Genomic DNA, 25343 nt, shown 5'->3' with positions numbered 1-25343 from the left:
CCAAAGCTGATGTTTGAAGTGGGCGACTATGAACTGCCTGCTGATGGCTGTATTGAACAAAACTGACCTTTTTGCGTTTTCCTTTGGCCTTTTTAGTCACAACTAAAAAGTAATGATGGCAAACAACCTTATAAATTCTTCAACTGACCCATTTTTTCAAATTAGCTCATCCCCCTTTTTACAGATAAACTAAAGTCAGTATTAGTTTTTTTGCAGAGAGCATATATGAATTCGCTATTTTTGTTGGCTGTGGCTATCCAAACAGTAGTAGGGATTAGCTTGCTTTTTGCTTGGCAGCGCAATAAAAACCAAGGATTTGTTATCAAGTTAGGTTTGTCTTTTATTTGTGTTGCGGCCTTAGTGTTCATTTACACGCTTTTTTCTGATGTACCCGCCACTAGCCCTGTTAATCTGTACTTTATTCCGTTCGTCGCTTGCATCAGTATTTATTTGCTTGTTGCAGGCGTGACTGAATTGAGTGGGTACAGAATGAGCAAGGTTAGGGCTCTACTGTTTTTTGCCATTTTGTTACTAATCATGGTGACGGTTTCTGCTAGAACCGAATCAATAAGTTCTCAAGTTATTGTTTCTCTTATTTATTTTTATGTAGGTGTACTGGCGTTTAATTCGTTGAAGCACAGCTCCAGATCACATCAACTGATAGGCCCTTTACTTATACTTTTAGCCTTACATCCTTTGATTTCAATCAGCGGTTCACCGGCCTCTATTGAACTGCAATTTGCCGCAGGCACTGTTATTCGGACTGCGATAGGTTTTGCAGCCTTGTATGTCTCGGTTGATTTAGCTGCTAAAGAGACCCGCGCTTTAAATGAACGCTTTACACGCTTAACTGACTATTCAGTGCAAGGTGTGGCTGTGGTTAGCGAGCGAGAATTGATTTACAGCAACAGTGCAATACTAAGAATTTATGGCGCTCAAAATCAGCAAGAGTTAACGCAGCATTTTTTACTATCTATCGAACCGAACAATCAAAATCAGATTTTTTGGGAAAACTACAACAAGCTGATGTCAGAGCAAGTTGAGAGCCTTAGCTGGCAAGGTCCTCGGGTACGTGTGGATGGACTAGTACGAGATCTGCTATTTTTTGCATACAAGGTTAGATGGGACCATAAGTATGCGATCTGCGTGTTAATTTCTGATGAAACAGAGCGTATGGAAACAACGCGACAAATATTGTATCGGGCGACTCATGATAATTTAACAGGCTTACCGAATCGTAACTTGTTACTAGAGCAGTTTGGGAGATTGATTACAGAGTCAGATCAGCAAAGCCGTGTCGGTATTTTTATATTGAATATTGATCGTTTTAGATTATTTAACTCTGCTCATGGCTTTGGTTTGGGGGACGAAATTCTTCAATCTTTAGCAGCAGTTTTGCAAGCGGCTCTGGCAAGCAGAGGTACGATATTTCACATTGGCATTGATGAGTTTGCAGTGTTGATTCACTCTCAGGTTAACCAGAATAACAGAGATGTAGAAGACTTGATTATTGCTGCTATTTCTAAACCTTTGAAAGTTTCTATTGGTGAGTTTTACATCGATGTGTCAATTGGTTGTGCCTTGTATCCTGAACATGGGAGCCATGTCGAACAATTGATTAGAGCCTCGAATTCAGCAATGCATTTGGCTAAAACCAAGCCTGGCACTCAATTAGTCTATGCTGATTCAGACGATGCAGATGTTGCCTGCGATTTACTTGCATTAGAACAGGCTTTGAGAATTGGGATAAAGCAGCAAGAAATTTTTTTGTGTTATCAACCTAAAGTTGATGCTGTCACGCATCGACTTTTAGGTTTTGAAGCTCTGGCTCGATGGAATCGCAAAGGCTATGGCTTGGTTAGCCCGCAAAAGTTTATTCAGGCCGCAGAAAACACTGGGTTGATCGTTGAACTTGGTACTTTGATTATCAGAATTGTTTGCCGACAATTAGCACAATGGCGCGCTGCGGCCATTGATTGTCTTCCTGTTGCGGTCAACGTATCTGCTTTACAATTGCTAAATTCTCAGTTTCCCGACATTGTGATGGATATACTGACCGAGTTTAAGGTCCCTGTTCATTTGCTGACGTTAGAAATTACCGAAAGTGCGGCAATAGAAAATCTTGAACAAACACAAAATCAGTTAAAAAAACTGAGGGAACTTGGTATCTCTATTGCTATGGATGATTTTGGTACAGGTTTCTCTTCACTGAGTATGTTAAGGACATTACCACTTAGCTCATTAAAAATTGATAAAGCGCTGATTGATCCGCTACCAGAGCAGGAAAGCACAGCTGTAGTGCATGCTATTTGTCAACTTGCGGCTGCTTTAGGGTTACGAGTTGTTGCTGAAGGGCTGGAAACATTGCAACAAGCAGAGGCAGCCAGGCTGGCCGGCTGTCATGAATTTCAAGGCTACTTCTTTGGTAAACCGCTGAATATTGAAGATGCTTTAGCTCTCCTGTCACTGGCGCAAAAAGAGAGTGAAAAAGCCGATGAGGAGTCTGAAACAATCCTTGCGCACACTGTTGTTCCATCTGGGTTCCTGTAACCAGTGATGCCCGGCCCATACTTTCAATGCTTCAATTCACGCAGCGCCGCCTTATTTGCAGTTCCAGTCATTTTTTGTAGCTGGTAAACCTAATACCGATTGGACTAAATCCAGATGGGTTTTCATATCAGTTTACGTTGAGTTAGGATAAAAACTATTCCACTTTTGCAGGACAATTTTACGATGGGCTAAACGGGCCGTTTTACACACAAAAAAAGTGCATTGCCTGCTTCTTTATCCCAGCTGGCTATCTTCTCGTAGTTATGTTCAAGAATATGTACTTCAAAGTTTGGACTTAACAAGAGCTCCAGTTGTGGAAAGCTGACGGCAACCATAGGGTGTTGATCTTGCCAGACCTGTGTTTGACCTGCTGTGGTTTTTTCTATGCTTAGATTCAGCGTTTGTTTCTCACCCTGACCGCTATAGTTCCAGCCCGATTCGAATACAAAATGACTTTGATCAAAAACAGCTTTATGCCGGACATAAGAGTTATTGTCGATTTTATCTTTATCCACTGCATTAAAACAAAAAACGCCGCCTGGCTTTAGCGCTTTAACTACGCTGTTAATACAAGCTTTGAGGTTATCAATACTGGCGCTGTAGTGAATGGAGTATAAAAAGCAGGTGATTAAATCGACTGGCTCGGCCAGCTCAAAATCACACATATTTTGTTGCATAAAGCTGACTTCAGGGCAACGTAACTGAGCTTTATCTAACATTGGCTGGTTAAGATCCAGGCCGGAGCTTTGATAGCCTGCGTCCAGAAAATGTCGGATGTGGGGGCCTGTGCCACAGGCTAAATCCAGATGAGTTCGGCCATCCCCGCCAAAAAACTGATGTAACCGACCTGCGCTTTGACTTTGCGTTTGGTAGTCGATATCAGCACACATCAGGTCATAATAACCTGACAGGTCGGTGTAAAGTGCGTTGGATGAGTGCATATATTTTTCTTAGTTGAACCTGAAGCTGTGTTGATTATCTGATTTCGTCGAAAAGAGCCTCAACCCAATCACATAGGACAACTCTGTTTATGGCTACTCGCTCTTTGGTCGCTTTGCAGCGACTCCAATTCATTTGGCTGGAAAGTGAGCTTTTTTGGTCGATTTTTCGGCCGCGCATCATATATCAGTTCAATGCCTTTGCGAAGCTTGGCAACTAAGGAAAAGCCAGAATTCCGCAGTCTAATTAACTACTTTGCTAAAAAAAGCTTGCTTAACAGGGCCGGATAACGAGATCCTATAGCTATACAGTTCTGTATTAACAACTGCATCGGGCCTATTTTGTGGCAGATGCGCCAAGGAGATCTCATGTCTAAACCTAAAAGCCGTCGTTTGCAGAAAAAGCTTTATCTGGGTGAATTTACCGAATACGGTTTTATGTTGTCCTGCGAATTAGGCCTGGAATCTGACCAGGATTTCAGCAAACTGCTGGACCAATTTATTGCTCTGATTGAAAGTCGTGATCTGGTCATGGCCGGTGGTGGCGACAAAACTCAATTTGAGGCTTTTATCTGGTCTGCACACCGCTATGGCTCTGCAACAGCAGAGGACATCCAGGTGATCTCTGAGTGGTTTAAAGTCTTGCCTTCGGTGGCTCAATTGCAGGTTAGTGAGTTAGTAGACGCGAACTACGGTGTTAGTTTCTGAGGCCATATCAGATTTTTGGTTGAGTGAATGAACAACTGAGCTCAAGTTTAACCTGAGCTCAGCGATTGGTATGGGCTAGCACTGCATCATTGCCGATCTCTTAAACCTGAGCCTTTCGGAGAGCGGCATCATGGATAAAAACAACAGATTCACTATATTAGGTTGCGGTCATTCAGAGTCCTTGTTGCATTATAACAACAATGCGTTGGTGTCTAATTCAGATGGCACTTTGCTGATTGATTGTGGACACACTGCAAAACATGCATTGCATGATCTGGCTTTGACTATAGGTGATATCGACGAAATTTTTATCACTCATGTCCATGGTGATCATGTCTTCGGACTTGAGCGTTTCGCTTATGAAACTCGTTTTAAATATCAAAAAAGAATTAAACTGCATTATCACCCCGACATTTATCATGAGTTGTGGGAGCAAACTCTAAAAGGCTCTTTGTCCAAAATTGGAGAGGGCAGTTTAGCTTTTGATGATTATTTTGAATTATGCCCACTTACAGGTCCAAGCTTCGTGAGTTGCGGCAATCACTATGATGTGTTTGAGGTCGCTCATACGCCGGGCAAAAAGACGCTGGGTTTGTGCGTTAATGACAAGATATTTTACTCGTCTGACACTATTGCAATACCAGAGATCCTGTCAGAACTTAGTTTTGAAGTTGGATTTCATGATGTGACGCTCTCAGACTGGAATCCTGTGCATGCTACTTTAGCCAGTCTGATCGATTACCCCGAAGCGATAAGAAAGAAACTGTATCTGATGAGTTATGAAGACAGTTGGCCGATGTTTGAACAGCAAGTGAACGCATATTTTTCAGGTTTTGCCAAACAAGGCATGAGTGTGGAGTTTTAAGCATTGGACGCATTGAAGTGTATATATCAAGATAAAGTCAACCACCGTTTTTCTTTATTGATGGACTCTGCCGGTGATATACGTTTTTGTTACTGGACTGAATTAAAAAAATTCAGTGTTACCCAGTTGGTACAAAACCAGAGCTATCTGATGCAGTATCAGGACATCATAAATCCTGAGCATTGTTTTCGCGGGATCCTATTGTCCGCTCTACAGTTTGATGGGGCCGAAGTGACTGCTGATACTGTTGAATTTACCGGCATAACATTCACATCACAAACTCTGGCTGCTGCGTTTGCCAGCTCAGCTAATAAAACCTTGATTTTTTACCAGTGTGAATTTGAGGAAATTTATTTAACCGATTTAAAATTTGAACAGGACCTGCTGTTTTGTCAATGCACTTTTCTGGATAATTTCAGATTGATGAGCTCAGTTTTCAGTAAATCGATTTGGTTTCCTCATTGCACCTTTTATAAACATTTTAGCCTGAAGGCCAGTCAGTTCACTGGTTCAGTGCACCTTGAATCTGTTAGTTTTTATGGTGAAGGTGGTTTGTCCCTACGCGGAGTCAGTTGCCAAAACATCTATCTTGACTTAGGAGTCAAAGGCCCTGCAGATATGATTTGGCTAAATGAGGTCTCTGTTGCCGGTGTGCTTAGCATAGGTGGAGATTTTCGTTCGGAGATCCAAATATTTAATCGTCAGGATGAGGTGTCCGGCATAAAAATGCCAATAGGCCATCTTTGTATTGGTTCAGAATGTTATCAAAATGAAAAGGCGAATTTGACCAGAAGTTCTGCAGATATAAGAGTTTTTGGCTATGAATTTGATACAGTCACTTTACGAAATGTCGAAATGAATTCTTTGTATTTATCTGAATTAATCGCAAAAAATGTGACTGTGTTCTCGAGCCATGTGCAAAAAGATATTGAACTGAAGAATCTGAAGGTGATGCAGAGTGTCAGCTTGTCTGAGGTGATGGTCGGCAGAAACCTAAAGTTAGAAAACTGCGATATCCAGAGTAGGATTTCGTTAGCGAACAGTTCAGTGTCTCAATGTACTTACCTGGAAGACGTTCAAACAGCCAAGGCTGAGGCTGTTGATCTCTACAGATTTATATCAACTCGATTTTACACCAACGTGCCTGATATTTTTGTTGGTAAAGCTAAATTCAACCTTTTTTCTCCCCGTAAATTCGCTGGATTAGTCCAATGCAGTTCGAACAAAAGTATGGAGGAACAGTATTCAAACTTAAAGCACTGGTTTCACGATACAGGCAAGTTGGCCTATGAGGATATGGCTTTTTTTCACATGCGTGATATGTCTGCTGCCGGAATACTGACAAAGTTTGTGCTAGGGCGAGTGTTTGGTTGGGGGGTACGCATCTCTAACATAGCTTTATCATCTGTTATGGTGATTCTTCTTTTCGCTGCGTTGTACTTTTTAAGTCCGAACGCACTTTCAGTGAAAGAAAGCTGTCTGTTGAGTATTCAGAGTTTTAGCGGTGCCTTTTTCGGCTCCTGGGCTACTACCCTGGATTCAAAAAATGACCTTCTTTTTCTGGTGGCATTGCAAAGTTATGTCGGCGTGTTTTTTATCACAACTTTTGTCGGAGCTTACATTAGAAAGTTGCTCAGATAACACTGGTGCAACTTATTTTTGATTGCGAGAGCCTGATTCGGTGGCCTGTTTTTAAATTGTTAAGAAGGACTCAAAGTTGTTATTTCCCGAACCTCAGGCTATAGCTCTGAGTTAGCTCTCTACTTAGAGTCAGGCGCTAATGCGCCTGACTCTCGTTGAAAGCAGTGATGTCGCCTGTTTGCATATTCAAGATAAAATCAGCATTTGGCTGGCCTGTTAAAAAGCCATTTATGATCTGAAATAAAGCACCGAATTGGTGCTGGCAATAATAAGGCAAAGTCCATTGTGTCCATGGAAGACTTTTTTGAGCAGGTTTTTCAACTGGCTGCAGCGTCGCGGTAAAAAAGCTGTACTCCTTTAGTCGCTGTGCCGGTATATCAGGCAAAGCCAACTGGCCCGCATTTTGTAACCTGTAGAAATCCAGCACTAAATCAAAGCCCGTCCATTGGGCTAAGTTTTCGAGCTTTAGTCCTGCTGCCAGCGCCAGATTCTGTGCTTTTTGTCTGGCCAGTTGCCATTCAGCACTTTGACTTAGTTGTTGCAACAGAGCAGGCGAAAACTGACTCAGGGTAGCTGTGCTATCGAGCAGAGACAAGATCAGCATTTGTTCAGCATTTAACGCCAACAGCATTTCGCGCAGTTCGTCAGGCCAGTCTTTGGGTAAAAAGCGTAGCCTGGTCAGTTCACGTAAATGACCGTTAGCATATTCGCGGTATGTTTTCGCTTGCAAAATATTCAGATCCCACAACGCTTTGTTATCTTGCTTTAGCTGCTGCCATTCTTTTTTGTAATGGCCAAATAATTGCTGAAAGCCTGGCACATCATCCAGCACTATAGTTTGAACCTTGACTTGTGTCGGGCTTGTCAGTGTCAGCAGTTTATAGGCGGGTACATAAGCGGCCAAAGAAGGGGCCTGAATATTTACCAGACTATTGCCTGAATCAGACCTCACTACAGCTGTGTTATTTAAATGCATATGGCCGCCTATATGCAACTGTATGCCAAGGTCTGCTAATTGATGACTGATCTGCTGCCGGGGGCTACGCGAGAGTTGGCCGTGTTTCTCTCCCAATAAAGAGGCAATAGGCTGAGCTTGGCCCTGATAAAACTCAATCATTGGGTAATGACTAAAGCTAATCAGGGTTTTACCCTGAGCTTTAGCGCGTGCCGCCACTTGTTTTGCCCAGGCTAACACCGCAGGTTTATAGTCAAACATAGCGTTGTAGCCAGCATTGCCACTCGCTTCAAAAGTTGCAGCTGTCGCAGGGCCTTTCGAACCAGCTTTAGGTTTGTAAACATTGGCATCTATGGCTAACAACCACAGATCCTTGACGGGTTCCACCAGATAGCTGGCGTCCGGAATAGGATAGCAATGGCTATCCCCTGGTTTTTTATAAGCACCGCCGGCACCTTGCTGGCAGATCTCAAACTGGCGCCTGCTTAAATCGGCCTGTGCCATAGCCTGGTGATAACTGTAATTGTTAGTGGAGTAGTCGCTGTAAGGCGTCTCCCAGTACAGATAGTGGGGTTGAGGGAAAAAACCAAAATCGGCCAGCTCTGTCATTAATTCAGAGTAACCCAGCTCTTTCACTTCTTCAGTGCAAATGACAGTTTTATCTTTATTTTCGCAGGGCTCAGAACCTGGGCTGAAAATCGCCAGAGGTCTTGCATCCGCCCCCAAAAAGTCGGCTTTACCAGCAGGTTGGGCATAGGGTTTCACAGGGTCATGATTGCCCAAGGTCAGTAAAAAACGCAGGCCATAGTGCTGGCTATAATGCTGCAATATACGCTTTAATCCACGTGTATGTACGCTCTGACCGTCGTCGCTGAAATCACCAGGTAATACCACTAATTTCACGTTACGACGCACCAGATCATCCAAAGCAGCATGCAGTGCAAAGTAGTTCTCATTAAAAAGGCGGGTGGATTGCAGTTGAGCACCCATAGTGCGGATGGTAGCTGCTTTGCCTGGATGATAGTTGTTATCCGTTAAACCTTTATAGCTGCCATCGTTAAATTCTGCATAGACATCATGAAAATGCACATCTGGTAAGAAGGCAATTTGTACCTGAGCCTCTGTTTGCGCTTTTTGCATAGCTTGTGCCGGTAAAGCAAGCAGAGCCAATACAGAGCAAAAAAACACTGTTTTCATCAGCTTTTCCTTATCAATGGAATAGAAAAGGCCACAGAGAGTGCTGTGGCCTTGATGGATCTTATCAGCTAAATACGCTTTAGAGCTGTGTTAGAAATCAGCGCGGATCCCTAAGCTGACACGTCGGCCCGAAAATTCACTCATGACAGGGAAAGCAGGGTTCATGGTGTAACCGCTGGTTTCTTCGTCTGTGATATTGATGCCTTTCAAGCTCATTTTCACGTTATCGGTCAGTTGGTAACCTAAAGCTATATCCGTCTGACCATAAGCGTCGCGGTACACAGGGTACATATTCAGGTGAATGTACTCTACGTACTTGTCTTTGTAGTTGTAAGACAGGCGGGCATCAAAAGTATCGTTTTCATAGTACAAGGTAAAGTTGTAAGTTGAGTCTGCCAAACCTTCTGGCGGTGTCGGTATATCTAAGTCAGAAGCTCCGGTTAAGCTGTTATCCAGCATAGTGTAGTTGGCATTGATGCCAAAACCTTCCAGCGATTCACTCAGCATAGTCAGAGGCAACTGGGCTATCAGTTCCAGGCCTGTCACTTTGTAAGAACCTTCTGCATTGACCGGCTGGTAGACTTCAAAATCGTAATAGCCATCCAGTGAGCCGTCGGCATTACGTTTTTCTACATCTGCCACTACTCCGGTCAGCGCTTCCCGAACTACACCTTCAATATCTTTCCAGAAGTATGACGCTGCTAAAATACCGCCGTTTTCCATGTACCATTCAACACCGGTTTCCCACTGTTTTGCTTTGGTTGGCTTCAGGCCCGGGTTGCCGTCTTTAAAGCGGAATTGGTTCCAACTGACGGTACGTTTGTAAGCAATATCGCCCAGCGCAGGACGCATCAAGGTTTCGGACGCCGCTGTGCGCCAAATCACATCTTCTGCCACTTCCACTGTCAGGTTAAAACTAGGTAACAAGTCGTTGTAGCTGCCGTCTGCAGACACTGGATCTTCAGTGTAACCTGTAGTGCCATCTGCGTTTTGAATCGGGTGGTAACCAAAAGATGTCACTTTAGTATCCACAGCTCGTGCACCAGCGTTCAACTTGCTTGCCAGACCAGCAATTTCAAAATCGAAATTGCTCATGGCGTACAAAGCTGTTACTTCTTCGTCAACACGGTAGTACTGGTTAACCTGGAATGGCGTAAAGAAACCTTCGTATCTGAAGGTGCTGCGGGCATAGTCATTTGATACTTGCATCCAGTTCAGGTCTTTTGCCTTATAAGCTCCACCAGAGGCGATATCGGTGACATAGCCCAATTCACTGTCTTTCAGTGTACGTTTATTTACGTAAGAGCTGTCGCCAGCTTTTGGCCCCTGAATTTTTATCTCGCCAAAGTTACGTTCTTTTGATTTGTCTGTATAACGAACGCCAAACTGGACGCTGCTCAGTGCTGGCAACACGGACAATTCCAGCTCTTTTTTGAAGTCTAGCTGAGCGGCATATTTGTCATCCTGCACAGCTTCCAGTTGAGTTTCATAGGCTTCAAACAAGTATTTGTCGGCTGCATTGTACATATCTATGCTGGCCGGATTGTCGCTCTTCAGGGTTTCACCACCTTTGGCTGTCCAGCGACTGCGTGATGGTGCATAAGCCACATGTTTCAGGTTGGCGTAGTCGGCGGTTTTTTCTGCACCTGAGTAGCCTACTAAAGCATTGATATCCCAACCATTGACTAACCAATCCAGAGTGGCACTGTACTGGGTGAAGTCGGTTTCGTTGACCCTTTCTTTGCTGAGGAATTCGTGCTGAGTGGCGGTGTAAGATACGTCGGTTAGCACGACCATGTTGTATTCAGCTAAAGTGCTGTCATCATACTCATGAATAGTTTCCAGAGTACTGCGACTTGATGCGGTATAAGCTGCTGCGTCGTACTCATCTTCCGTGTTGTCGAATCCCCCTAACATGGCGTCAAAAGCCAGGCTGAAGCTTGAGCTCGGTTTGTACTGGATGGAGGCAGTGCTGCCCCATTTGTCCTGTTCGCTTTGGAATAAACGGTCGCCCACTTTATCCTGAAAAATGATCCGGCTGGTTTCATTTTTGTCTTTAAAATTACTGACTACAACACCGGCGTCCCGCTGCAATACAGCGGCAGCCTGAGTGGAACGAGGCGCTGAAGCCTCGAGAAAGCGGCTCATAGGACGGAAGTTGATGCCAGAGTTTGAATCTGTTCTATTACTGCGCTCAGCTTTTGAGAAAGACACTAAAGCGCCCCAGTCACCCCAGGTATCGCTGGCAAGGAAAGAAAACTTAGGATCAGTTTTTTCTGAAATAGAATTATGAGCACCTTCAGCGGACACCACAAATTGGGCGTTGCTGTAATCAAAAGGTTTTGCTGTACCAATTTGTACTGAACCTGCGATCCCACCTTCTTCATCTGCTGCGGTCGGTGACTTTTGTACTGTCACGCTCTGGATGATTTCAGAGGCAAAAATATCAAATTCCACATCTCGGCCACCACTGCCTGAGGCTGTGGCCAGATTATTGATAGACACGTGAGTAAATTCTGAGGGCAGGCTACGTACGTTTACTTTGCTACCTAAGCCTTTGTTGCGTTCAATGGTAACACCAGGCATACGCTGCAGGGCTTCGGCAAGGTTTTGCTCAGGGAAGTCGGCAATATCTGTTGCTACCATGGAATCAGAGAAACCAATATTCTCTTTTTTCATATCAACAGCTTGTTCCAAGCTTTTGCTGTAAGTGCCTTTGACTGCGATAACTTCAACTTTCTGCTCTGTCTGCTTGTCTTGCGCACAAACTGGCAAGCTGATAGCAGAGCCCAGTAGTAACTGACCTACAGCCAGACTTAAGGCTGTGCGTTTTGACATAAATTGATGACGGTATTGATTCTGATGTTTCATTCCCAAATCCATAGCTGATGTTTTTTGTTTTTTCTACACCACACTGGATCTGAAGAACTACAGCTGTGGTGCTCAACGCCGGGCGAGATTACAGATCAACTGTGATGTTTTTATTTCAGTTAAATCAAACAGCTAAGGCTAAAGTTGTAAATAAATTGACCTAAAGGCGTTATATCTTATCCACATAGTCGAAGAGGGGATGTAACCGATTTCATTTGGTTCTTTGTTTCTGTTTTTAATAAGTTGTTTTAAATCAATGTTTTGCGTCTTTATTTTATATTTTTTCCGCTAAGCCTTATTCTTGCTTTACGTGCACTAGGTGGCAAGTACGACTCAGACTAGCTACTGGCTACTGTGTTAAAAAGATAGCGATAAAACGCCATTTTTTTGCGATAAATGTTTAAGCTTTAAGGCTTTACCTTGATTTTTTGTCAAATAAGCTTTGATAGAAAATTAAATATTGGATCTGGCGCTTTATCAGGTGCAGTATGAAACCCTATACAAAAGGTGCTGGCTAACAGCACCTTGCCAAAATTGTTATGACCGGGAGTACTTATGTCTGATCGTAAAACAGCAAAAGATTTTCATCCTGAAGCCTTGAGGTTGTTTGACCGTTATGTTCACGGTGATATCAGCCGGCGAGAATTTTTAACTGGTGCGGCAAAGTTTACTGTAGCCGGTATGACAGCTCTGACTCTGTTGCAGGCCTTAGCGCCTGATTATGCGATGGGCCAGCAAATTCAAGCTGATGATCCGGCACTTGAGGTTGAGTATATCAAGTACCCGAGCCCAAAAGGTTACGGTGAATTGCGGGGCTACCTTGCAAAGCCGAATAAGCTCAGGACCAAGCTACCTCTGGTCTTAGTGGTGCACGAAAACCGCGGCTTAAACCCGCATATTGAAGATGTCACACGCCGTCTGGCGTTGGCTGGTTTTATCGCCTTTGCACCAGATGCTTTGTTTCCGCTTGGCGGCTATCCTGGAGATGAAGACAAAGCCCGCGAATTGTTTGCCACTTTGGATCAGGACAAAACCCGGCAGGACTTTATTGAAAGTGTACGCATTTTACAAAAGCTGCCTCAGGGCAATGGCAAAGTAGGGGTAGTTGGTTTTTGTTATGGCGGTGGCATGTCTAACTTCCTTGCAACAGAGTTACCGGATTTAGCTGCTGCTGTACCTTTTTATGGCCGTCAGGGAGATTTAGACAAAGTTGCAGCAATCAAGGCGCCTTTGCTGATTCATTATGCCAGTGACGATGAGCGGATAAATGCAGGCGCACAGGCTTACGACGAGGCACTGAAAGCTGCTGGAAAAGACGCTCAGAGTTTTGTCTACCCTGATACTCAACACGGTTTTCATAACGACACCACACCACGCTACGATAAAGCCGCAGCAGAACTGGCCTGGCAGCGCACGCTGGCATTTTTTAAACAACATTTGAGTTAAAACCATTCATATGAACGGAGTAATTTTATGCGTCAGCTCCTCTGTAAACTAGTGTTTGTCTGCGTGCTTGCCAGTGCGCCAGCTGTGCTCCAGGCTGCAGATTCGCTTGGAGAATGGCAGAGTTTTGACTCTAAAGTGATGCAGGAAAAACGTGATTTTGCAGTGCACCTGCCACCTTCTTATGGTAAGTCGAATAAAAAATATCCTGTTATTTATTTGTTGGATGGTGATCAACGCAGACTGAATGTAGTGGCAGGTATCCAGGACGCTTTAAGTACAGAAATTCTGGAGCAGCAGGTCAATGAAGCAATTATTGTCGCTGTACCCAACAGCGAGCTCGCTATTCGGGAGCGAGATCTGACACCAACAAATGTTGACTGGATGTTTAAAGGAAAACTACTTGAGGAGTTTGATAACATTGGTCAAGCCGACCGTTTCATCGAGTTCTTCCAGCAAGAGCTGATCCCAAAGATTAACTCAAACTATCAAACGTCTGAGAAAAGGATTCTGGTTGGAGAGTCTTTTGGCGGTTTGTTTGCAGCTCATACATTGCTGACTCAACCAGATGTTTTTACGGACTATCTAATTATCGATCCGACATCTTTATGGGATAACAATTACCTGAATCGAAAGTATAGTGAGCTTGACTACGATAAAAGTCGGGCTAAAGCGAATGTGTGGTTCTCTTTTGCTAATAATGAAGCTTTCGGTGATATAGGCGAGACCAATTACAAATGGGGGATGGAACTGGTGACTCGCCTGAAAACACACCCAACAGTGCAGGTGGCAGAACAATTTTTCCCAAATGAGAGTCATGGCACTGTCGCATTACAAAGCTGGTACTTTGGTTTGCGTCATCTTAATAAGAATACTGCACCCTAACTGGATTCTGCAGTTGATTCTGTGAGGATAATAACAAGGCGGCATCAGCCGCCTTGTTGCTGTCTATGATCTTACTTAGGGCAAGGCACTGATTTGCGCGCTGTTTTGACCGAAGCTAAACAGATTCATCTGACCGCATTGCGCCATATGGTTCTGACTGGCGTAAGGCGTGCCGCTCTGACTGATATTGCCTTCCCAGCCCTGTCCGTTTTTGACATAAGCTTTGAGTTCAAACCAGCCATTGATAGTTTTGCTGCAATCCATATCGACATCCAGCATCCAGTAATGTTGGCCAAAACTGTTCAGCACTTCAACGCCATAACCATCAGTGGCCACAGTACGCACAGTACCCCAGCCGGATGGCCAGCTGTTGGTGGTCCAATCCAGTGCTGTGCCTTCAGCTGCGCTGCTTTGGCTGGCTTCGCGGCCATACCAGTCTAGCAGACTGTCATTGGCTTTCCATGGTGCCGTAGTGGCGTTGTTCAGATTACGATGCCGTATTGGAATGGCGCATAAATAATTGCTACTGCTGCAGTTCAAGCCCAGCTGAGTTTGCGCAACAGCGTGATCCAGACCACCACGGACAAACATATCCTGGCCACTTTGGGTTTGGGCCTGAATAAACACCACTGTGCGTTGCCAGTTGCCTGTAGGGGGTTGCACTGTACCGCCAATTTTCGCCTGATGATGAATGGCAAAAGCATCATAGGACGCCAGATTCGCCTGAATACGGCCATCGCTGCCAACCTGAATCACTTGACCTGAACAGCTGGTTTTGTCGGCGCTGATGCTGCCTTTGAGCACATTACAGTAATTGCCTGCGGCCATACCGGTTTGTAATGATGTGGTCAGGTTGTAACTTTCTTTATTAATAGCGACAAAACCTAAAGCGGCCCGGCCAAAGGCGATCTGGTTATTGCCATTATCCCACCAGTGAGTCACCCGCCATTCCCCGGCCGTATTGTTACGGAACTGCACAGCGCCTGCTATAGTGCTCCAACGGTGTTCGCACTTCCACTGGTTACCAAAGCAGTTCAGATTGCCATTATTATGCACTGCCGCTGATGGCGGGCCAGCATCTCCATTATTGAAGTCGTAGCTGGACATTACCTGAGTGTAACCGTAGGGGTAGGCCAGCATAAACACATTGGCCAAGTCATAGAGTGTGCCATCTTTATAGGTGACGACATTACCTGCACCGCCATGGCCGCGCTGATTGTCGTGGTTATCGACAAAAACTACCGCCTTATTGCTCGGTAAAAAGCCCCAGGCTTCGCCAAAATTGGACAAGCTGGCCAGCCGACCTGTTTTAAATACGTTTCCCAACTGCACCGAATACTTAAATTCGGTCACCATGCCATTACCTGTATACTCGCTTGCAGTGATCACCTCGCCGCCCTGATCGATCACTTCCTGATAGATCAGAGCTGGGCTGCTGAGTTTGGCTTTGATAGCTGCTATATCTGAGCTGGTCATATGCTTAGCTGCGTCAATACGAAAGCCTGTTACCCCTATGGCCAGCATATCGTTCAGGTAAGAGGCCAGAGTATTCTGCACATAGCTGGCGCTGGTATTTAAATCGGGTAAGCCGACCAGTTCACAGTTTTGCACCCGCCAGCGGTCGGTGCCATAGTCACTGCCGTTAATGGTGCAGGAGTTGTGAAAATCAGCGCTGCTGTAGATGGGGAACTGTCTGTTGCCATAACTGCTGCCAGCGACGCCTGTGCCATTGCCGCTGGCCATATGGTTGATCACAGCGTCGACATAAATATCTACGCCAGCCGCCTTACAACGTTGTACCATGGAGATAAACTCTGCTCTGTTGCCACTGCGGCTTTGCACCACATAGCTGACAGGTTGATAGCGGGTCCACCAGGCCGAGCCCTGAATATGCTCTGTTGGCGGCGATACCTGAATAGCAGCAAAGCCCTGCGGGCCTAAAAAAGTTTCACATTCGGTAGCGATATCAGACCAGCGCCACTCGAACAAATGGACAAAAGTAGTTTTTTGCGCGGCCAAAGCCGGGCAGGCAGTCAGCAGTAGGCTGGCCGCAAGTGCGGTGTAGTTCATGTTGTCCTCGTCTATTGGATGTTGTCGTTGTTTCCGGTTCTTGTTGACCGGTGGATACAAGATAGACGGTTAAAAATTAAGCAGAGGCTGAATACGAATGCACTCACTTACGTGCTATTTTAATTTTGTTTACATTTGTAGGCTGGGCGTTGTTTTTTTTTACGTCTGGAGTGGATTTAGGGCGGTTTTTATTCTGAGCTGTAGGCTTTTGGCTACCGCTGTTTCTACGCACTAACTGCAATGCATGACAATTCAGCGCAGATTCTGCAGTATATAGCCGTCGTACTTGAAGCTGCAGCTTTAAAGACGACGGCGAGATACCTAAGGTATGGTTTTACCGCTCTGCAGCAGACTGGATCTTATGGCATAAAAGTGCTGATCATGCTGGCAGATTTATCCTTGGCAAAGAAGACGGCTGAAGGAGAGGGCAATGATGTATCAAGTCATTAATTTTAAACAAAAATTTGCTAAGTTCGATAATCACTGGTCGCCCCGGGTTATTGCGCAAATGAATGACTACCAGTTTAAATTAGTCAAAGTACAGGGTGAATTTGTCTGGCATGACCATCCGGATACGGATGAAGTGTTTATCGTGATGGAGGGCGTGCTGGATATCGAGTTTGAGGATGGCAAAGTCACGTTGCAGGCTGGTGAAATGTATGTGGTGCCCAAAGGCGTGAGGCATAAACCTATGGCAGCCCAGGAGTGTAAACTACTGCTGGTAGAACCTAAAGGTGTGGTCAATACGGGCGATGCAGACAGCGAGCTCAGAGCTGATAACGATGTCTGGATATGACAGGCGAACCCAAAGGAGCGGGATTTTTCAATGAGTAATAAAATCAGAAATCTTCAGAAAACTCTGTTATCGGACAACTGGTATACTCTGAATAAGTTTTCTTTTGAATATCAGAATCATAACGGCGAATGGCAACAGCAGCACCGCGAAGCTTATGACAGAGGAAACGGCGCTACTATTTTATTGTACAACAAAGCCAAAGGCACAGTGATCCTGACCCGGCAGTTTCGTTTACCGACTTATATCAACGGCAACAGTGATGGCTTGCTGATTGAAACCTGTGCGGGATTATTGGAGCAGGACAATCCGGAAGATTGCATCAGGCGCGAAGCCGAAGAAGAAACTGGCTACAAAGTAGATACAGTGCAGAAGCTGTTTGAGGCCTATATGTCGCCAGGGTCGGTTACTGAAATTATCCATTTTTTTGCCGCTGAATACGCAGAGCATATGCAGGTATCAGCAGGCGGTGGCCTGGCGCATGAACAAGAAAATATAGAAGTGCTGGAACTGGATTTCGCCCAGGCCTATTCGATGATTGGCACTGGTGAAATTAAAGATGGCAAAACTATTATGTTGCTGCAGTACGCTAAAATTAATAGCCTGATAAGCAGCGAAAAACCTGATCAGGGCTAAGCGGGAAAGTCATTTTCAGTTGTAGGCTTGGACCTTAGCAACTGGTCTTCTCCCTGTCGCATCGGACGCTGGAGCTGTGTTGACTGCACCATCTCGTCTTAGCCAGACAGGGTGACTATGCTGTTGTGCTCACAGCCTTATCGCCGCGGCGCAACCTCAAGTTGCATAGACCAGACATTATTTTTGAGTCATTCACGGCTGTTCAGCCGCACTACTAAAATGATCAAGGTGAGATGGAATGCCAAACAGAACAACACTGAATATTGCTGAGGCCTTTGTTGTTTTGAACCAGCAGAAACAAGCCAGTATTGAACAGCTGGATGCTGAACTGTATCAGCGTCTGAATACCAATTATGCAGGTTTTCAGGGCTGTGAACTGATTTCCTGTGTTGAATTTGAGCAAGATTGGTTGTCATGGGAGATTCACCCACAGGGAGACGAAACAGTAATTCTGTTGTCTGGTCAGGTGACTTTAGTTGTGCAGCAAGCGAGTGGTGAACAAGAGCTGCTATTAGCTGAAGCAGGGGATTTTGTCGTGATCCCCAGTAACACCTGGCATTGCGCCAGAACTAAGGTTAAAACCAAGTTGCTCTTTATCACTCCTGGTGAGGGGACTCAACACAAGCCGCTTTGACGCTTGTTTTTGCTGGCGAGCATTGAGCTGCGCTGAGATGAGGTTGAATCGTCGGTGCCAAAGTATTGGTGCGCCACATAGATTCAGCATCTGCCTGCGCTAACAATGTTTCCTTACACTTTGTTATGCTTTGTCATCTTTTAATCTGTCAGACTGAATTTTGTAGGCTCAAACTCTGGAGGATAAAGATGAACGATCAACCATTTAAACGTCATCGCTTGCTACTGGTCGCTGTTGCCAGTTTGTATATTTGGGCTTTGTTAATGTTTGAACATATCAATGGCGGCGTTGTTAGCCATCACTTGCTGCAACGCGGCGATTTGCCGGCAATCTCGAACTGGTGGGGAGCTCTGCTGGTTCCGCTGCTGAGCTGGGTTTTAACCGGTTTTATCTATAAAAGAGTCGGCAGTTTTTATCCTGTAGGTATAGTGGCTGGATTTGGTGCTTCAGTGGTGTTTGGCATAGTACTTTCAATCTTGTTTCAACAGCAACAGCATCAGTTACTATCCTCTATGATGATGTGTTTGCCTGTGCTTGGATTGCTCTTTGCCTTGTATCGTGCTGAATATCTTTTAGGTTTTGTTTTGGCGATGAGCTACTGCTTTGGCGCTGTCTTACCAACTATTATTGGTCTGTTGATTGTCCTCATGTCGTTTGTATTGCATAAAAGCTTGCGGCCTTTATTGTGGTACCTGTGGTGCTGGTTATCAAAGCGCAGCGGTACTTTGCAGTAAGGCCTATGGCTTGTTTCTTTAAATATCGCGGTTTGTCTCATGATCGCTGTGTTCCACTGCATTTTTTGCCTGTTAGCTTAGCGATGCATTATAAATTCTTCTTATCTAAAGATTTTATTTCACAAGGTATTGAGCATGAAAAACACAGCTACAGCTCTGCTGTTCGCTACTTTGGCGAGTATTCAGGCCGCGGGTGCGGCTGAATTTAGTCAAGGCAGGCAGTTGCAATCGGCAGACGACTTCTCCGTTTTGCCATCACGAGAGCGGGTGGGCGTTGAAAATCGCATCCTTACCGAACGTTTGGAACTTTTACTGCCACAACTAATGGCGGAAACTAAACTGGATATGTGGCTGGTGATTAACAGGGAGTATAGCGAAGATCCTGTGTATTTTACTTTAGTGCCGCAGCCCACTTTTGCCGCCCGCCGCACTACGATGCTGGTGTTTTATCGTAAAGCAGATGGCTCTGTTGAACGCCTGTCGGTGAACAGGTATCCTTTCGGCGCGCCTTATACGTCGGCTTGGTCTGGTGGCGACTTAACAGAGCAGTGGCAGGCGCTGGCAGATGTGATTAAGCAACGCAATCCACAACGTATTGGCATTAATGTTTCAACAGACTGGGCTGTGGCTGACGGTTTAACCAAGGCCATGCATCAGTTGCTGCTCGATGCCTTACCAAAGGACTATGCCAGCCGTTTAGTCAGTGCAGAGTCCTTGGTGGTGCGCTGGATGGAGCAGCGCACAGCCTCTGAATTAGAGCTTTACCCTCATATTGTCAGTCTGGCTCGAGCTGTTATAGCTGAAGCCTTCAGTGCTAGAGTGATCACCCCCGGTGTTACGACCACAGAAGATGTGGCCTGGTATATTCGTCAGCGCTTTGAGACTTTGGGTTTACCCATCTGGTTTATGCCTGATGTAAACAACCAGCGTGCCGGAGATGACTGTAAAGCTGACTCTCCGTTTTGTGGCAAAAGCAGAGTGATCCACAGAGGAGATGTGCTGCACACTGATGTCGGCATTTGTTACCTGAAACTTTGTACTGATACCCAAGAAATGGCTTATGTACTGAAAGCGGATGAGCAGGAAGTGCCAGCAGGTCTTATCAATGCGCTGGCAACAGGCAATCAATGGCAGGATAACTTAACCCGTCAGTTTAAAACGGGCCGCACTGGCAATGAGATTCTGACTGCTACCCGCAAAGCGAGTGAAAAGCAGGGCATCATCAGTAGCACTTATACCCATCCTTTAGGATTTGTTGGCCACGCCCCTGGTCCCACTATTGGCATGTGGGATAATCAAGGCCCTAACCCGGTCGATGGCGACTGGCCTTTGTACGCTAATACAGCTTACGCCATTGAAGGGAATATCAAACAGCAAGTGCCTGAGTGGAATGGGCAGTATGTGCAAATCAAACTGGAGCAAAGTGCATACTTTGATGGCAAAAAGGTGCTTTATCTGGCGGGGCGTCAGACTAGTTGGCATCTGGTGCGCTAGTCAGGTGACTTTCTCGACTATTGGCTAATGTCAGATACTGGGCGCTCATGTTAGGCTAAGCATTGTCCATAAAAGAGCGCCGCACTGACGGCTGCCAATTCGCCCCTAAGATTAAAAGGAACTTCCCTCATGCTCATCTTTTTTGTCAGTATTGCCATACTTATTCTGGGCTATAAATTTTATAGCCCTTTTGTTGAAAAACAGGCGGGTATTGATACCGCAGCTGTTACGCCACAAGAGCGTTTTAGCGAAGGGGTAGATTATGTTGCGATCAGCCCTGTAAAAGCTTTTTTAATTCAGTTTCTAAATGTGGCTGGGGTAGGACCTATCTTTGGACCTATCTTGGGTGCTGTTTATGGTCCTGTGGCTCTGGTCTGGATTGTGATTGGTAATATTATTGGTGGTGCAGTTCACGACTATTTTTCCGGTGTGATGAGTATCAAAGAAGATGGCAAAAGCTTGCCTGAAATAGCCGGACATTATTACAACGTGGTTTTCAAAGGCGTGATGTTGGTTTTTACCGCCATGCTGCTGTTTTTTGTTGGCGTGGTATTTATTATGAGCCCGGCCGGGCTTTTGAGTAATTTGTCGTATTTTGAAGGCACATTCCTGGCGGGCAATACCTTTTGGGTCCTGGTGATTTTAGCTTATTACTTTTTAGCGACTTTGCTGCCCATCGACAAAATTATTACTAAACTCTATCCGGCTTTTGGTGTGCTGATGATAGTCATGACGACTCTGATCGCTGTTGCTTTACTGATGGAAGCACCTCATTTACCGCAGGTTGCCGATATTTTTGCCTATTTTGACGGCCACCATGAACATGACTTTTTAACACCCAACCCTGATGGCGCTCCGATCTGGCCTCTACTGTTTTTAACTATCACCTGTGGTGCTATCAGTGGTTTTCACTCGACTCAGGCTCCTATTATTGCCCGCTGTTTAACCAATGAGAAATATGTTCGCCCTGTGTACTATGGGGCTATGATGTGTGAAGGTATAGTGGCTTGTGTGTGGGCTTTAGCTGGTATTGCCGCCTTTCCTGGGGGCTATGTCGAGCTAAAAGCTATGCTGGCTCAGGGTGGACCTGGCTTAGTGGTGAATCATATAGCCACAGGCTATTTGGGTGTTTTTGGTGGTGTGATGGCTATCCTGGCTGTGGCTGTATTTCCAATCACCTCAGGCGATACCGCTTTCCGTTCATTACGTTTAACCATAGTGGATGCCTTTAATGTTCCACAAAGCTTACGTAACAGACTGTTGTTGTCTGTGCCTATTCTGACCATAGCTTACTTTATGACTTTATTAGATTTTTCTCTGATTTGGCGTTATTTTGCTTTCTCCAATATGCTGTTATCGACCAGTGTGTTATGGCTGGCTACCAAGTATCTGTTCGATCGTGGGACTTTTCATTGGATCGCCAGTGTTCCGGCAGTTATCGGTACCAGCATGACAGTAGCTTATATAGCGACAGCTGGTATTGGTTTGAACTTACCCGCGGACTACAGCAAACCTATAGGTGTGGTAGTGGCAGTGATAGGCTTGGTCGGACTGGTCATGGCGCATAATAAGCGCACTGTACCTGCGGTCTGAGCGGCTTGTAGCTCTTTGTGAGCGACTAAAAATGCGGACTCTGATGTCCGCATTTTTTATCTGTGCTGCTCGTTTATTGATTATCCATCGGAAGTCTGGTGTATTCCGTTGGCTGATAAAGGCGATAGTCATGGCTCATCTCTTGTTTATCAAGCAAATCCGCTAGCGTTGTTTTATTTTCCTTGTAATGACTTCAGGTAAGGTTCAGGCTGGCACAGCTAATACTGTTGTAATGCCGGGCTTTGCTACAGAGTAGCTAGCCCATTGATTGTTATTAAATACAGAGGGACTAGGTATGGCTAATGGTACAAATACATTATTAAAAATGGTTGGTTTAGCTTTGTTGGTACTGGGTGCAGGCTTAGTCTACTGGGGTTTTCAATTGTCGGACTCTGTGCAGTCACAACTGACTGAAGTAGTGACTGGCGCTGAAACAGACAAAGTGATGCAGTTTTACATAGGTGGCGCCATCAGTTTTGTGGCGGGTCTTTTTCTTACGCTAAAAGGTTAAACTAAATAACCTGAACTCAGGCCGCCTTAGACAGAAAAGGCTGCAGCATCATGCTACAGCCTCATCGTTTTCAGTGCCAGATGTGAGGTGATCAGAAACGGTAACGGGCACCAATTTCAAAAGAACGCTCTGGTCCAACATAAATACCCTGACGAAGACCGCTGATATAGCGTTTATCAGTCAGGTTTTTCACTGAACCAGATAAACTAAAGTGATCACTTACCTGATACTGACCGAGTAAATCAGCTACTGTATAAGAAGGTAATAACCCGCCCCAAATACTGTTAGGTGCTCCTGTTGGCAAATCCACTGTGTTGGCTTCATTACCAAATTGCTCGCCGCGGTGATGCAGATTCAGTGACAGATTTAGCTTTTCCAGCTCATAGCTCAGACCAAGGTTAGCCAGTATCTTTGCAGCATAAGGAATACGATTACCCTTAAACTCACCGGTTTCAAACTCGGATTCAGGTATCCAGGTGGCATTAGCGTCTAGGTTTAAACCGGCCATTAGCGGCTGTCTTACACTAAACTCCATTCCATAATGGCTGGTTTCGCCAGCATTTGCTGTCGCCAGACCCGCGTTACTGTTACCGCTGACAACCTGATTGCTAAAATCCATGACAAAAGCAGCGACTTCGTAGCTGGTATTGCCTGAAACGCCACGGATACCCGCTTCATAATTCACTGAGCGTTCGCCATCTAAAGGCTGATCCGACAGACCATCTAAAGCGACTGCATTAGATGCTGGCGAAAATGCACGGTAAACGCCAGCATAAAGTTGCGCAGCATCAGTTAATTCATAAGTTAAACCAACACCTGGTAAATATTCAGTGTTTGAGGTTTCAGTAAGGGCGTTGTTTCGCAGATTTAAGCGTTCTTGCTCATAAGATTCAATACGCAGGCCTGGTGTAAGTGCTAACTTGTCACTCAGTACAATACGACTTTGTACATAGCCAGCAAGGCTGTCGGCACTATCCTGTAAGTGGCCGGCTATAGTACCGGTGCGATCCGCTGCGCGGGTTGTTGTAATACGTAAGTCATTTGATTTTTCACGCATCAAGCGTAAACCAAATTCTGTACTGGCTTCGAGACCAAAGACAGGTTGGTCAAGCGTTAAACGGCTTTCAGCACCAGCACGTTCAAAGGATCTGTTATTGCCCGTAAGCGCATCGGTGTATACCCAGCGTCCTGCAGCTACAGATGCATTATTATCCACAGCATAACGCCAGTAATCACGAGTGACGTCACTCCAGTACACTAGTGTTTTTAAAGTGGCGCTATCATTGAGTTGCCATTCGTGGTTGACATCAAAGGCAACGCGATCGGCCAGGAAATCGTCGTCCGGGGCAGGGTTGTAATCAGCGCCGGCTTTGTAATCGTTTAACAATAAACCACGGTATGACATGTTGACGTCATTTTCGTACCAAGACAGTTTGACACCTAATTTCTGCTTGTTGGCAAACTCAACACCGGCTTTAGCCATTACATCATTCATGCTGTAATCTTTATCCATAAAACCATCGCTGGTTGCATGGGTTGCGACAATACCGGCAAAGGCGTCGCCAGCAGCATTTTTATTACCGGCTTCAATGCCTACTTCTTGCATATTAAAAGAACCGGCACGAGCCGATAGCTCAACGCCATCATCTGGTGTTTTGGTTTGATAGTTCACTACGCCGCCTATGGTAGAAGGGCCATAACGTAATGATGACGAACCTTTTAGTACTTCAACCCGCTCAACTCGCTGGATACGAGGGTTAAAGTAGCGTTCGTTACCTATAAATAACCCTGGCGCTACTGGCACACCGTCTTCGAGTAATAAAGATTTAGACTCACCGGCGGATAAACCACGGATGCCAAAGTTAGCAACTACTGAAGTTTCTTCTTCACTTTTGATGTTAATACCAGGGATACGGCGTAATACGTCTTCTGTCGACAAAGGTTGAACCCGCTGAATCTGTTCCAGTTCCACCAGATTGACTGAACCTGTTGCTTCAAAACGATGGTCTTGTTTCTGACCTACTACTTTCACTACTTCCATAGTTGGCATCACAGATTTTTTTTCGGTTGCTTCTTCAGCAACAGTAATGCTGGTAAAGCCTGTAGCAGCTACAGCAACAGCCAGGGCTAAGCGGGAAGGGCGAAAGCTGGGTGTAAAAAACATCGCAGACATCTTTGGTTCCTTGTAATAGGTTAAACCTTAAAAGTGTGTAATAAACTGAGTTTCTAACCAGTCCAGTGCAGTTCACTTTGCGGGCTACATCAGTGGGCGCTAATTTGACTATGAATGGTAATGGTTGTCAATTGTGTTCTGCATATGGAATCATTCTTATTTTTCTGGGTTCAGGCTACTTATGCTGCAACGAGGCGAAAATCTGGGTTTTTACATAAATATGGTTAAATTCAGTGGCTTCACATTATTTGACTGCCAGAGGCTTGAAAACTTATCTAAGCGCAAGCTTGAGATAATGATGAATTTTCGGATATTGATATTGTGTTTTGCTGCTCAGTTTAACAGCTCTATTCAGTAGCACGACTTATCCTGAGTTTCAGATGATGTATCAAATTCGGCATGCATTGGTAAGGCGCTGATTTATCTTCGATTTCATTAAATCTTCCTTAGGCTGTCATCTGGCTGTAAAGCGAAAAAAGCAAAATACAGACGGTTAAACTTGTTGCATGCATCACTGTTCCAGGTGATTTCAGGGTCCTGATAGAACCCTTTTTTATTGCGCCAATTGTCAGGGTCTGGAACCTTGTTGCGAGGATGTTGATGGATGGACGTGCTCAGATCACGAATTAGGAGTAAAGTCGCTGAGTTGTTG

The 25343-nt window shown here is 45.1% G+C and carries 18 protein-coding genes; 13 read left to right on the top strand and 5 right to left on the bottom strand.

Going from position 1 to position 25343, the window contains the following annotated elements; genetic code table 11:
* Window positions 1–225 precede the first annotated feature (225 nt).
* Window positions 226–2550 carry a putative bifunctional diguanylate cyclase/phosphodiesterase gene (locus EMM73_RS13515; RefSeq protein WP_127687135.1) on the top strand — a complete coding sequence of 775 codons (2325 nt, stop codon included), beginning with the start codon at window positions 226–228 and terminating at the stop codon, window positions 2548–2550.
* Between the two features lie 188 nt (window positions 2551–2738).
* Here the strand turns inward: EMM73_RS13515 and EMM73_RS13510 are convergent, their stop codons facing one another.
* On the bottom strand, window positions 2739–3491 hold the full coding sequence (locus EMM73_RS13510; protein ID WP_127687133.1) for a class I SAM-dependent DNA methyltransferase: 753 nt from the start codon (window positions 3489–3491) through the stop codon (window positions 2739–2741).
* Window positions 3492–3857: 366 nt separating this feature from the next.
* On the opposite strand from EMM73_RS13510, the gene EMM73_RS13505 reads away from it, so the two are divergent.
* From EMM73_RS13505 to EMM73_RS13495, 3 genes are all read left to right on the top strand, one after another.
* The gene (locus EMM73_RS13505; protein WP_186435223.1) at window positions 3858–4196 is read left to right on the top strand and encodes a YggL 50S ribosome-binding family protein; all 339 of its coding nucleotides are present in this window, start codon (window positions 3858–3860) and stop codon (window positions 4194–4196) included.
* A gap of 130 nt (window positions 4197–4326) precedes the next feature.
* Window positions 4327–5061: an MBL fold metallo-hydrolase gene (locus EMM73_RS13500; RefSeq protein WP_127687129.1), complete on the top strand. Its 735-nt coding sequence runs from the start codon at window positions 4327–4329 to the stop codon at window positions 5059–5061.
* 150 nt (window positions 5062–5211) lie between these two features.
* Complete coding sequence (locus tag EMM73_RS13495; protein ID WP_127687127.1) at window positions 5212–6702, top strand: hypothetical protein; 1491 nt, start codon at window positions 5212–5214, stop codon at window positions 6700–6702.
* A gap of 136 nt (window positions 6703–6838) precedes the next feature.
* Here EMM73_RS13495 and EMM73_RS13490 read toward each other — a convergent pair whose 3' ends face one another.
* Both EMM73_RS13490 and EMM73_RS13485 read right to left on the bottom strand, forming a co-directional pair.
* Window positions 6839–8854, bottom strand: coding sequence for a metallophosphoesterase family protein (locus EMM73_RS13490; RefSeq protein WP_127687125.1), 2016 nt, complete (start codon window positions 8852–8854; stop codon window positions 6839–6841).
* 90 nt (window positions 8855–8944) lie between these two features.
* Window positions 8945–11725 carry a TonB-dependent receptor gene (locus EMM73_RS13485; protein ID WP_127687123.1) on the bottom strand — a complete coding sequence of 927 codons (2781 nt, stop codon included), beginning with the start codon at window positions 11723–11725 and terminating at the stop codon, window positions 8945–8947.
* A gap of 555 nt (window positions 11726–12280) precedes the next feature.
* Between EMM73_RS13485 and EMM73_RS13480 the strand changes: the two genes are divergently transcribed.
* Both EMM73_RS13480 and EMM73_RS13475 read left to right on the top strand, forming a co-directional pair.
* Window positions 12281–13171 carry a dienelactone hydrolase family protein gene (locus EMM73_RS13480; protein ID WP_127687121.1) on the top strand — a complete coding sequence of 297 codons (891 nt, stop codon included), beginning with the start codon at window positions 12281–12283 and terminating at the stop codon, window positions 13169–13171.
* A gap of 27 nt (window positions 13172–13198) precedes the next feature.
* A complete protein-coding gene (locus tag EMM73_RS13475; RefSeq protein ID WP_127687119.1) occupies window positions 13199–14053 on the top strand; it encodes an alpha/beta hydrolase in 855 nt (284 codons plus the stop codon).
* 75 nt (window positions 14054–14128) lie between these two features.
* Here EMM73_RS13475 and EMM73_RS13470 read toward each other — a convergent pair whose 3' ends face one another.
* The gene (locus EMM73_RS13470; RefSeq protein ID WP_127687117.1) at window positions 14129–16123 is read right to left on the bottom strand and encodes an alpha-amylase; all 1995 of its coding nucleotides are present in this window, start codon (window positions 16121–16123) and stop codon (window positions 14129–14131) included.
* Window positions 16124–16553: 430 nt separating this feature from the next.
* Here EMM73_RS13470 and EMM73_RS13465 point away from each other — a divergent pair, with 430 nt between their 5' ends.
* From EMM73_RS13465 to EMM73_RS13435, 7 genes are all read left to right on the top strand, one after another.
* A complete protein-coding gene (locus EMM73_RS13465) occupies window positions 16554–16919 on the top strand; it encodes a cupin domain-containing protein (protein WP_127687115.1) in 366 nt (121 codons plus the stop codon).
* Between the two features lie 30 nt (window positions 16920–16949).
* Window positions 16950–17552, top strand: a complete 603-nt coding sequence (gene nudK, locus EMM73_RS13460; RefSeq protein WP_127687113.1) for a GDP-mannose pyrophosphatase NudK — start codon at window positions 16950–16952, stop codon at window positions 17550–17552.
* 238 nt (window positions 17553–17790) lie between these two features.
* Window positions 17791–18186, top strand: coding sequence for a cupin domain-containing protein (locus EMM73_RS13455; protein WP_127687111.1), 396 nt, complete (start codon window positions 17791–17793; stop codon window positions 18184–18186).
* Between the two features lie 188 nt (window positions 18187–18374).
* The gene (locus EMM73_RS13450) at window positions 18375–18920 is read left to right on the top strand and encodes a hypothetical protein (RefSeq protein WP_127687110.1); all 546 of its coding nucleotides are present in this window, start codon (window positions 18375–18377) and stop codon (window positions 18918–18920) included.
* A 135-nt stretch (window positions 18921–19055) separates the two neighbouring features.
* A complete protein-coding gene (locus tag EMM73_RS13445) occupies window positions 19056–20414 on the top strand; it encodes a M24 family metallopeptidase (protein ID WP_127687108.1) in 1359 nt (452 codons plus the stop codon).
* A 129-nt stretch (window positions 20415–20543) separates the two neighbouring features.
* The gene (locus tag EMM73_RS13440; RefSeq protein WP_127687106.1) at window positions 20544–22007 is read left to right on the top strand and encodes a carbon starvation CstA family protein; all 1464 of its coding nucleotides are present in this window, start codon (window positions 20544–20546) and stop codon (window positions 22005–22007) included.
* 295 nt (window positions 22008–22302) lie between these two features.
* Entirely contained in the window at window positions 22303–22518 is a 216-nt protein-coding gene (locus EMM73_RS13435) for a DUF3185 family protein (protein ID WP_127687104.1), read from the top strand.
* Window positions 22519–22609: 91 nt separating this feature from the next.
* Here the strand turns inward: EMM73_RS13435 and EMM73_RS13430 are convergent, their stop codons facing one another.
* Entirely contained in the window at window positions 22610–24691 is a 2082-nt protein-coding gene (locus EMM73_RS13430; protein WP_127687102.1) for a TonB-dependent receptor family protein, read from the bottom strand.
* Window positions 24692–25343 lie beyond the last annotated feature (652 nt).

Source organism: Rheinheimera sediminis, assembly GCF_004005375.1.
Lineage (GTDB): Bacteria > Pseudomonadota > Gammaproteobacteria > Enterobacterales > Alteromonadaceae > Pararheinheimera.
This window is presented reverse-complemented; position numbering and strand designations above follow the sequence as displayed.